The organism is Streptomyces yamdrokensis (genome assembly GCF_053890455.1).
Window position 1 is genome coordinate 6,851,473 of the sequence record NZ_CM132679.1, and the last position, 11,365, is coordinate 6,862,837.

The following is an 11,365-nucleotide window of genomic DNA, read 5'->3' on the forward strand; positions in this document are numbered from 1 at the left end:
ACGCTCCCGGGCCATGACTGACACAACCCGACAAAAGGCGAAGCGCGACGCCTCCGTCATCGTGGCCCGGGACACGGGGGGCCTGGTCGCCGTCCTGACCGCCGAATTCACCCAGCACGGCGGCGAGTACGTGTTCCTGCCCGGGGGGCGCCGGGAGGAGGGCGAGACACCGGAAGACTGTGCGCGGCGTGAGCTGCGCGAGGAAGCCGGCGTCATCGCCCAGACCTGGCGGCCCCTCGGCTCGTACGCCATCACCCTGGACTCCACTGCCCGCATCCACCTTTTCCTGGCCGAAGGGCTCACCTGTGGCCCGCAGCAGCTCACGCCCGGCGAAGAGAGCTTCAAGCTCATGTGGTGGCCGATGCCCGACGCGATCCGGGCCGCCACCGAGGGACGCTTCCTGCTCCAAGGGGGACCGCTGGCACTGCTGCTGGCCCAGCAGGCCATCGCCGTCTGAGAGGAGTCGATCCCGGGCACATCGGGACGCTCCTCGTACGCGCGGTCGCTCCGTGACGGACCCGCCCGGCCCGACCTGGCAGCTGACCCTCGACGCCTTCGAAGCGCGCGGCCCGTCCGAAGCGACGGCCCTACTCAGACCGCCGGACCGGTTTGAGGGCATCGCGTGGATGACCGACGTCGTCGAGCGGCGGGAACGCGGCCCGGGCCCCGAACACCCCTTCACGGCCGCGAGCCGGCACCTGCTGGACGCCTACCGGTCGGGGCGACGGCGGCGGTAGCGGATACGGCGGAACGGGAGCGGCCCGCACGGACGGTGCGCGAGGACATACGGCACGGGGCCGATGGGGGTACCGATGTAGGGTGCTGTGCGCAGGCCGTACGGGTGACGTTCAGTACGAGGGGGACGAAGAGTGCAGACGACGCGAACCCGTCCCACCTGACCCGGCCGACGCCGTGAGCGGCGTTCCCGGCCGGTCACCGCGTGACCGGTTCGGTCCTCGCCACCGGCCAGGACAGCCGGTCCGCCGCACCGGCGATCCGTACCCCTGGTCCCCGCCCCACCGCTCGGACCGGCCCCGGGCCCCGGCGGCGGACCCCGCGCGACACCGAACACGAGCAGCAGCACCGACCACCGTCAGGGAGAGCGAGACCCGCAATGGCCCAGCCGCCCCTCCTCCGCGATGTCATCGACATCAAGGAGTCCATCTCCACCTCGGACTTCGTGCTGTCCCTCGCCGAGGCGACGACACCCGAGGGCGCCCGGCACGCGCTCAAGGACTACGTCGTCACCGAGCGGCTGCTGGAGAACTTCGACGAGGCGCTGGCCCTCATCAAGTCCTCGCTCGACGGGCACCGCTCCAAGGCGGCCTACCTGCACGGCTCGTTCGGTTCCGGTAAGTCGCACTTCATGGCCGTGCTGTACGCGCTGCTCAGCGGCGACCCGGCGGCCCGTGCCCGCACCGAGTTCGACCCGGTGCTGACCAAGCACGAGTGGCTGACCACGGACGGCAAGAAGTTCCTGCTCGTGCCGTACCACATGCTCGGCGCGAAGGCCCTGGAACAGCGGGTGCTCGGCGGGTACGTGCACCACGTCAAGAAGCTGCACCCGGACGCCCCGACCCCGCAGGTGTACCGGACCGACTCCCTCTTCGCCGACATCCGCGCCATGCGCGCCCACATGGGCGACGAGGCCGTCATCCGCGGCCTGGGCACCAGCGACGCGGACGACGGCGAGGAGGACGAGTGGGGCGAGGGCTTCGCCTGGACCCCGCAGCTCCTGGACACCGCGCTCGCCGCCGAGGAGAACCACGAGGCGGGCGTCCCGCTCAACCTCACCAACCCCTCCGCCCCGGCCGAGCTGCGGGCCAAGCTGGTCAACGACGCCGGCACCAACCTCCTCCCCGGCTTCACCCGGAACGCCGCCGAGGACGAGCACGGCTTCATCTCCCTGGACGCCGGTCTGTCCGTCATCGCCGAGCACGCCCAGTCGCTCGGCTACGACGGCCTGATCCTGTTCATGGACGAGCTGATCCTGTGGCTGGCCACCCTCATCCACGACCAGAAGTTCGTGGCGCGCGAGGCCAGCAAGATCACGAACTTCGTGGAGGGCGGTGACGCCCGCCGCGCCATCCCCGTCGTGTCGTTCATCGCCCGCCAGCGCGACCTGCGCGAGCTGGTCGGCGAGGAGGTGTCCGGCGCGGCGGAGTCGTCCATCCAGGACACCCTGAACCTGGCCTCCGGCCGGTTCGACAAGATCACCCTGGAGGACCGCAACCTCCCGCAGATCGCCCACGCCCGCCTCCTCAAGCCCAAGGACGACGAGGCGGTCAAACTGGTCGACGCCGCCTTCGAGCAGACCAAGCGGGTCGGCCCGCAGGTCTGGGACACCCTGCTCGGCTCGGAGAAGGGCACCACCGGCGCGGACGCGGAGTCGTTCCGGCTGACGTACCCGTTCTCGCCGGCGTTCATGGACACCCTCGTCCACATCTCGTCCGCGCTGCAGCGCTCCCGCACCGGTCTGAAGCTGATGGGCGAGCTCCTCGCCGACCACCGCGACGAGATCCGCCTGGGCCGGCTCGTCCCCGTCGGCGACCTCTACCCGGTGATCGCGAAGGGCGGCGACAAGCCGTTCACCGACAGCCTGAAGGTCGTCTTCGAGGCCGCCGACAAGCTTTACAAGACCAAACTGCGGCCCTACCTGCTCAGCTCGTACGACATCACCGAGGACGACGTCGAGCAGTACCGCAACCGGCCCGAGTCCCTCACCGACCCGAAGCGGCTCAACGGCTGCCGGATGTTCACCGGCGACAACCGGCTCGTGTGCACCCTGCTGCTGTCCGCGCTCGCGCCCAGCGTGCCCGCGCTGTCCGAACTGACCATCCGGCGGCTCGGCGCGCTCAACCACGGGTCGGTCCTCGCCCCCATCCCGGGCGCCGAGGTCGGCATCATCAAGAACAAGGTCGCCGAATGGGCCGCCAGGTTCCCCGAGATCAAGGAGACCGGCACCGACGCCAACCCCGGCGTCCGCCTCGAACTCTCCGGCGTCGACGTGGACTCCGTCATCGCCAACGCCCAGGTCAACGACAACCCCGGCAACCGCGTCGCGCTCGCCCGCCGCCTGCTGTCCGAGGAACTGGGCGTCGAACACGGCCAGTTGAGCGACCAGCTCCACTTCACCTGGCGCGGCACCGCCCGCACCGCCGAGATCGTCTTCGGGAACGTCGCCGACGAGGACGAGCTGCCCGACCACGATCTGATGCCGCAGGAGGAGGGCCGCTGGCGGATCGCCATAGACCTCCCCTTCGACGAGGGCGAGTGGGGCCCGGTCGAGGACGCCAACCGCGTCCAGCGCCTGCGCGAGCGCCAGCAGGGCGAGCGGTCCCGCACCGTCGCCTGGCTGCCCGCGCACCTGTCCGCGCAGCGCTTCCAGGACTTCCGGCGCCTCGTCGTCATCGACAAGGCCCTCGCCGACGAGCACCGCTTCGACACCCAGTACGCCGGCCACCTCAACGCCGACAACCGCAGCCGCGCCAAGGGCCTCCTCGAAACCCAGCGCGAGGCTCTGCTCAAGCAGGTCAAGGGCGCCTTCAAGCAGGCGTACGGACTCGCCCAGAAGCAGGCCGCCGACGTCGTGCCCGACTTCGACGACCACCTCGTCGCGCTGCCCGACGTCGACGGGCTCACCCTGTCCTTCGGGCAGAGCCTGCGCGACGGCGTCCGGCACGTCGCGGGGAAGCTGCTCGTCCACCAGTACCCGGCCCACCCCGACCTCGACCCCGACGCCACCGGCACCGCCGTCAGGTCCGCCGACACCAAGAAGGTGTTCACCCACGTCCGGGCCGCCGCCGAGGCGCGCGACGGGCGGGTGGAGGTCCCGGCCGCCGACCGCAAGCTCATGCAGCGCATCGCCGGACCGCTGCGCCTCGGGCAGCAGAAGGAGGCGTACTTCGAGCTGTCCCGGTACTGGCCCGACCACTTCCGGCAGCTCGCCCGCTCCCAGGGCGTCACCGGGGACCTGTCCCTGATCACGCTCACCGACTGGACCGACCGGCCCGACCCGCGCGGCCTGCCCGACTTCCTCGCCCGGCTCGTCGTCGCCGCCTTCGCCGAGATGGACGACCGGGTGTGGGTGCGCGGCGGCACCGTCCTCGACCCCGCGCCCGAACTGTCCGCGATCAAGGACCACGACGCGCTGCGCAGCCAGCCGCTGCCCGCCGAGTCCGACTGGGACACCGCACGCCAGCGCTTCGAGACGGTCTTCGGGGCGAAGCCGCCCGCGCTGCGGCGCGGCCGGATGGTCAACCAGTTCGCCCGCCAGATCATCGAGGCCGCCCGCACCCACCGGGACCACGCGGCCGACCTGGTGCACCAGCTGGAGGCCCACGCCTCCTTCCTCGGCCTCGACCAGACCGCCGACACCGGACGGCTCGCTCTCGCCCGCCGCTCCCTGCAACTGCTGGACGCGCTCACGGCGGAGGCCGGCAAGGGCGCGGCCGGGGCGAAGAAGACCGTGGAGGCCCTCGCCTCCTTCGACCTGGGCGAGACCAGCGCCGACCGGTACGGCACCTCCGTCAAGAAAGCCCGCGCGGTCGCGGAGGCCGTCGCCTCCGCACCTTGGAGCACCCTGGAGCTCGCCGCCGGACTCGGCCCCGAGGGCGAGGCGCTGCTCGACTCGCTGCGCAACGTGGCCCGCGACGACCAGCGCACCGCCGACCTGCGCGACACGCTCGCCCGCACCCAGCGCGAGGTCGTCGCCCTGATCAAGCGCAGCCAGGCCGCCGCCACCCCGACGCCTGTACCGGTTGCGCCTCTGCCTCCCACGGCCGACGACCTGTCCCTGAACACGGATACTTGCGACCCGCGAATCCCGTACGTCCATCCCCAGGAAACGCCCTCTGCGAGCGGCGGCACGGCGAAGAAGTCGGGGCGCCGCAGTACGACCGTGCGCCAGGCCGCCGCCGCCCTTCAGGCAGAACTGACCGAATTGGCCGCCCGCCACCCCGACGCGACCATCGAGATCACCTGGCAGGTCGTCGAATGACGGACACCGCCACCGTCGTCCCGGGCGCGGTCCGGCTGAACACCGCGACCGTCACCCAGTACCTGTCCTCCCAGACGCATCTGGCCGCCTCCCTGACGGGGGAGGAGCAGGGGCGGCGCCGGGTCGTGCTGCTGCGGTCCGCGCCCCAGTGGGACGGCCCCGCCGAACCCGTCTGGGGCGAGGGCCGCACGGCCGGCGTCGCGGTCGCGCCGTCGCCGCTCGCCGTCCACGAACTCGTCCTCGACCACCTTGCGGGCCGCCGTCCCGGCCCCGCGGTCCTGGTCGTCCTCACCGACCGGGAGCAGCACGAACTCGACCCGGCGATCCTCGCCCGCGTCCACAAGCTGCGCATCGACACGGTCGACAGCTGGGACGTCGTCCGCGAGGCGTTCGGCGCCCGGCAGATAGACCCCCGGCTCAAGGACGTCAACTGGGCCTCCGAGGCACTCCTCGACGCCACTCCGCCCACCACGGGCGGCTGGCCGCCCGTCCCCGGCGGCTGGCTGTCCCGCCAGTACGCCCTCACCGCGCTCGCCCAGCGCCGCCTGCGCCTGGGCCGCTACGACACCGAGGACGGCACGCGCCGCCCCGGCGACGACCGGCTCGACGCCCAGGCCCTGCTGCACTGGTCGACCCGGCCAGGCGCCCCCGAACGGCTCCTCGCCCTGCGCGGCCCCGAACGCTCCGGACTGGCCGCCTTCCTCGGCGAGGAGGACCAGGCAGGCCTCGCCGGCCGCGCCCTGCTCGCCCTCGTCGACGCCGAACGCGGCGCGGACGCCGCCGCCTTCGGCCTGGTGTGCGCGGCCCTGTGGCAGCACGCCGAGCCCGCCCCCGAGACCTACCGGGCCCGAGGCCGCGCCGAACGCTACCTCGGTGACCACCCCCCCGCGGTCGGCGACCAGTTCGACGTCCTGGTGACCGTCTTCGGGCGGGCCGCCGAGGAGCACGTGACCACGCTGCTGGCGGCCGGACACCGCACCGGCGGCACCGACGCCGACCAGGCCCGGGAGGCGCGCCGCACCACCGGCATCGTGCTCGACCGGGCGTCCGCGCTGGCCCGCCAGTTCGGCGCTGAGCAGGCCGTGGCGGCGAGCCCCGTCCTGCGCGGCGGACTCGAGGCCCGGTTCACCGCCGTCGGCCAGGCCCTCGCGGCGGACGACACGGCCGCCGTGACGGACGCCGTCCGCCGCCTGGAGGACCACCGGCTCGCCGCCGAGTCGGAAGAGTCCGCCCGTGTCGAACGCGCCCGCATGGGCCAGCGCCTCGCCCGCTGGCTGGCCACCGACCCGCCCGCCGACGTCCCCACCGTCGCCGACGCCGTACAGCGGCACATCGCCGAGACCGGCTGGGCGGACCTCGCCCTGGAACACATCGAGGCCGGCGGCGACCCGGACCCCGTCCTCAAGGCCGCCTACGACGTCCTCGGCACCCGCGTCCGGGACCGGCGCCGGCAGATCGACGCGGCCTTCGCCCGCTCCCTGGCCTCCTGGACCCAGGCCGGCACCCAGCCCGGCTCCATGCTCACCGTCGAGACCTTCCTCGACCGCGTGGTCGGCCCGGCCGTGCGGCGCGGGGAGGAACGGCGGGTGCTGCTGCTCGTGCTCGACGGCATGAGCGCGGCCATCGCGAACGAACTCGGGGAGGAACTGCGCCGCTCCTGGGCCGAGTTCGACCCGCTGCCCGAAGGCAGTGCCCCGCACCGCCGGGCGATGGCCGCCGCCCTGCCCACCGTGACGGCCGTGTCCCGCACCTCACTCTTCGCGGGCACGCTGATGAAGGGCACCCAGGCCGACGAGAAGCGGCTCTTCCCCGCACTGAAGCTGTGGGGCGGAGCCCGGGCCGCCGTGTTCCACAAGGACGACCTGCGCACCGAGACCGCGGGCGGCACCTTCGGCCCGGCGCTCACGGAGGCGCTGGCCGACGGCAGGACCCATGTCGCCGTCGTCCTCAACGCCATCGACGACCGGCTCGCCAAGGAGCAGAAACTCGGCGACGGTGCCTGGCGGATCGACGACGTACCCGGCCTGCGCGACCTGCTGCGGGTGGCGGCCACCCAGGGCATGGCGGTCCTCGTCACCAGCGACCACGGCCACGTCGTCGACCGGCACGGCACGAAGGTCGACACCGCCGCCGATCCCGCCTCCGCCCGCCACCGCCTGCCCGGCGGCGGCCCGCTCGCCGAACGCGAGATCACCCTGTCCGGGCCACGCGTGGTCTGGCCCGAGCCCGGCGCGTCCGTCGTCGCCCTGTGGGACGCCGACTCCCGCTACACCGCCCTCAAGGCCGGCTACCACGGAGGGGTGTCGCTCGCCGAGGTCACCATCCCGGTGCTGGCCTTCCTGCCGTTCGGTGCGGAGCCGCCCAAGGGGTGGCGGGAGCTGGGCGACCAGCGGCCGGGCTGGTGGGCTCCGGAGGACACCGGGAAGGCACCGCTGCCGGACGAGCACGCGGCTCGGCCGGTGACCGCAACGCCTCCCGCTCCCAAGAAGCCGACGGGCAAGGCCAAGAAGGAGCAGGCGGAAGTCGCCCGGATGCACGAGGCGCTCTTCGACGTGGCGCTGACGGCAGGGGGAGACGACGCCCTGCTCACCCCGACCGTCGTCTCCCGGGCCGAGACGCTGGTGACGGCACTGCTCGACTCGGAGACGTACCAGGCGCAGCTCGGCGGCCTGGCCCGCAAGCCGCAGCAGGAGCAGGTCCACAAGGCGCTCGCCGCCCTGCTGGACGCGGGCGGCACCCTGCCCGTGACCGCGCTCGCCCAGCGCGCCGGCATGCCCGTCACCCGGGGCGACGGCTTCGCCGCCGTCCTGCGGCAACTCCTCAACTACGACGGCGTACAGGTCCTGGAGACCCTGCCGGACGGCCGCACCCTGCGGCTCCACGAGGCGCTGCTGCGCGAGCAGTTCGCCCTCGGAGCGGGCTGAGGACACGACTCCGGGTGCCTCCGGAGCTTGTCCCGGAGGCACCCGGAGCGTGGTCCCTCGTCAGACGGTGATCTCGCACAGCGGAAACCTCGCCGGTGGCCCACCGGTACTCACCCACGGCCGGTTGCCGGGACGGGACTTCAGACTCTTCCTGCTGCGGCTGCCCGGAGCACGTTCATGTCGAGGTGACCGACGCGCGCCCCGAACGGCTGCCGCCGACAACCTCCGCCGCCGAGGCCGGCTCACTCGAAGCGGACTCGGGACGGGGCTGCTCCTGGTGGCGGCGTACGCCGAACGCCGGGGCTGCGAGGTACGGGACACCTGCACGAAGACGGTGTGGGCCGAGAGCGCGTGCCCGCGGTGAGGAGCAGCCCGCCCCCCCCCGCTACCTCACGACGCGAACGCCCGCAGCACCTTCGCGAAGGTCGTCAGCTCGTCGATCATCTCCTGCGGAAGCGGCTTCTCGTCGAAGTGGGCGATCCGGTTGCGGATGTCCTTCACCCGCTTCAGCAGGCCGACGAACTGCTCCCGGGGCATGTTCGGCCACTTCAGCGCCTCCCAGTTGCGGTCGGCCCGTTCGGCGAAGGACTGCTTCGTCTGGTCGCCGTCCAGGAGCCTCAGGTAGTCGCCGAACATGAGGTCCGACACCTGGCCGGTGCGATGCTCCGGTTTCTTGTTCGTCTGGACCGCCTTGATGGCCTCCGTGTCCAGTGCCGCGCCCAGGCAGCGGCGCAGCAGCGACTCGATCTCGCCCACGATGAAGAAGGGCCGCGCCGCCCCCTCGAAGCGTTCCGTGACGTCCGCGGCGGTGACGGTGCCCGAGAGGCAGCCGTCGTCGCCGCGGACGAGCAGGTAACCGTGCTCGCGGACGACCGGGAGGGCGGTGAAGAACTCCTGCCGGGCGTCGGCGACGGGCAGGGAGTCCTTCTCCATCGCGTTGTCCAGGGTGGCCGGCTTCCCCGCCTCGTACATCTTGGCCACGGACCCCCAGGTGACGACCCCGTGGACCTGCGCCATTCCGGTGGTCACCGGGACCTGGGAGAGGCCCTTCGTGCGCATCAGGAAGGTGGTCTGGGACAGCGGAGTGCCGGGGCCCACGGACACCACGCCGCGCCGTGCCGACGGGATGTCGCCGAGCAGCAACCGCTGCGGCAGGGCGTGCGAGGGCAGGGCGTCATCGGTCGCGTCGGCCTCGTCGCCCGCACCGGCCGGTGCCCGCTGTGCGGGAACGGACGCCAGCGGCACGACGTCGACGCTGCTGCGCAGACCGCAGACGGCGAAGTCCGGCAGCGTGGTCAGCCCGGCGTCCGTGAACGCCTGCGAGATGCGGTGCACCGTCCGGTGGTCGCGGACCCTGACCTGGAACAGGTCGAGGATCTCCTGCACGGACACGGTCCTGCCCTTGAGCGAGGCGACGTCCCGCTCGTGAGACCTGGTCGTCATCGGACGTCCGCCTCCGGCAGGTCGCGGAGCATCGTCTTCTTGCCCATGGCGGAGTGCACCAGGTCCTGCAACTGCTTGGAGCGGTCCCGGTAGAAGCGCTCGTAGTCGTTCTCGCGCAGCGCGTCCGGATCGATCAGGTGGGTGGACAGGACGTCGTCGAACCACTCCGGACGCATGTCGGACGCGGCGATCATCGTGGACAGGTACGACGACGGCGCCCCCGTCATGTCCATCGCCGCACGGTAGGACAAGGGGGTCTTGTTCACGATCGAACCCGTGGGCAGACCCTCGCTGTTGCCACGCCGGAACCACGTCTTGGGGAAGATCTGCCGGATGTCCACGCCGTACTCGTCCAGCCTGCCGGGGCTGAGCGGGGCGCCCGTGTGGTGCCAGTCCACCGCCCCCTGCTTGATCAGCAGGGCGTAGATTCCCTTGTAGGCAGCACTGTTGCGGGTGCTGAGGGTGTCGAGGCGCTCGGCGAAGAAGAACGCCTCCGTGACCGTCTCGGGCGCCCGCTCGTTCTGCGCGATCCAGGGGACGAGCTGTTCGACGTCCTTGGTGAAGCGCGTCTCCGTGGAGCCGCCGTACATCTCACCGAGCACCCCGCACCAGTACCACTGCTCGATCCTCTCCTCCGCACCCAGACCGTCCGTCCCCGTGTCGAGGATCGCGCGGACCGCCGCGAGCGGGACGAGCTGCGTCTTGTACGGCAGGTCGGCCGGGCGGACGATGCACTGCCGCTCCAGGAAGTCGCCCACCCACGCGAAGGCGTCGGCGAGCTTGGGCGCCAGGCGGACGAAGTCGGCGAGGGGCAGGTCCAGCAGGTCGCGGCGCTTGCAGGACACCGTGGTCCCGACGCCCTCCTGCTTCCGCTCCCAGGTGCGCACCAACGCGATGGCCTGCAGGAAGTCGATACTGCTCAGGCCTTTCTCCAGGCTGTTCTCGACGCGGCCGAAGACCGCGTACTTGCTCGCCAGCGCCTGCTTGGTCTCCCGCCACACCACCGGAAGCTGGTAGTAGTCCCCGGTCCGCTCCACGTAGTCGCGGTCCCCGGCGTAGGTCGCGGTGAGCAGTTCGAAGACGTTCAGGGGCACACCGCCCGTGTTGACCCGCTCGAACACCGCGCAGACGGCGTCCATGGAGGTGGAGGCGGCCAGCCGGATCATCGGGACCTGGAAGGCGCGGACCTGTTGAAGGACCGCCTCGTCGAACTGGCCCCACAGGTCCCAGTTCCGGTCCTCGTCCGCCTTGATGTACGCCTTCTTCCACTCGTTCACGCGCTGGGCGTCGAAGACGAAGTGGAGGGGGAAGAGACCGGCCGCGCACTCGGCCTCGGTGGTGCTCAGGTCCAGCACCACGGTGCGGTTGAAGTCCGTCCGCATCACCTTGTCGGCCGGGACGGACACGATGGCCTCGTCGCGGTCCGCGGACGGCCCGACGGCCTTCGCGATGTCGACGTAGTACCACCGCTGGATGGGCTTCCCCCGCGCGTCCGCCGTCTCCACCGGGGCGTCCTGCCACAGAGCCTGGAAGAGGGAGGTGAGACGCTGCTGCCCGTCCAGCAGCAGGAGGTCGGCCTCCGGGTCCCCGTCCGGCCGGGCGCCGGTGAGGGTCCGGGAGCGGAACCGGGTGGCGCCGCCGGTCTGCAGCGTCATCACGACGCCGAGCGGGTAGTCCAGCGTGACCGTCGCGATGATCGCCCGGATCCGGTCGTCGTCCCACTTCCAGTTCCGCTGGAAGTCGGGCAGTTGTAAGGAACCCGAAGCGACATCCGCCAGAACGTCCTTGAGCTTCACGTTGTCGAGCGCCGCCATGTGACTCCACTTCCCGCCTTGTTGCCTGTACAGAGAGTGATTCCAGCAGTGCTCTGTTGTGACGGTCAAGCCGGTTCGCGGAGAAACGAGATCACCGCGCCGCCGGTGCCCGGCCGGCAGACGGGGCAGGTGCACCACGACGCGGCGCGGAACGTCGGGCGTTGCGACCTGGATGACCAACCGGA

General features: G+C 71.9%; 6 protein-coding genes. 4 read left to right on the plus strand and 2 right to left on the minus strand.

Annotation, left to right across the window (positions count from 1 at the left end):
• Positions 1 to 13: 13 nt before the first annotated feature.
• The 4 genes from ACWZEH_RS30295 to pglZ all read left to right on the plus strand — a co-directional run bounded on the left by ACWZEH_RS30295 (position 14) and on the right by pglZ (position 7,923).
• The gene (locus ACWZEH_RS30295; RefSeq protein WP_456194245.1) at positions 14 to 457 is read left to right on the plus strand and encodes an NUDIX hydrolase; all 444 of its coding nucleotides are present in this window, start codon (positions 14 to 16) and stop codon (positions 455 to 457) included.
• Between the two features lie 52 nt (positions 458 to 509).
• Entirely contained in the window at positions 510 to 737 is a 228-nt protein-coding gene (locus ACWZEH_RS30300) for a hypothetical protein (RefSeq protein WP_456194246.1), read from the plus strand.
• A gap of 377 nt (positions 738 to 1,114) precedes the next feature.
• Entirely contained in the window at positions 1,115 to 4,999 is a 3,885-nt protein-coding gene (pglY, locus tag ACWZEH_RS30305; RefSeq protein ID WP_456194247.1) for a BREX-2 system ATPase PglY, read from the plus strand.
• On the plus strand, positions 4,996 to 7,923 hold the full coding sequence (gene pglZ, locus ACWZEH_RS30310; RefSeq protein ID WP_456194248.1) for a BREX-2 system phosphatase PglZ: 2,928 nt from the start codon (positions 4,996 to 4,998) through the stop codon (positions 7,921 to 7,923). Before pglY ends, pglZ begins: the two co-directional genes overlap by 4 nt.
• A gap of 390 nt (positions 7,924 to 8,313) precedes the next feature.
• Here pglZ and ACWZEH_RS30315 read toward each other — a convergent pair whose 3' ends face one another.
• Positions 8,314 to 9,366, minus strand: coding sequence for a CBS domain-containing protein (locus ACWZEH_RS30315; protein ID WP_406724315.1), 1,053 nt, complete (start codon positions 9,364 to 9,366; stop codon positions 8,314 to 8,316).
• A complete protein-coding gene (locus tag ACWZEH_RS30320; RefSeq protein ID WP_456194249.1) occupies positions 9,363 to 11,180 on the minus strand; it encodes a GmrSD restriction endonuclease domain-containing protein in 1,818 nt (605 codons plus the stop codon). The genes ACWZEH_RS30315 and ACWZEH_RS30320 overlap by 4 nt, the downstream gene beginning before the upstream one ends.
• Between the last annotated feature and the right edge of the window lie 185 nt (positions 11,181 to 11,365).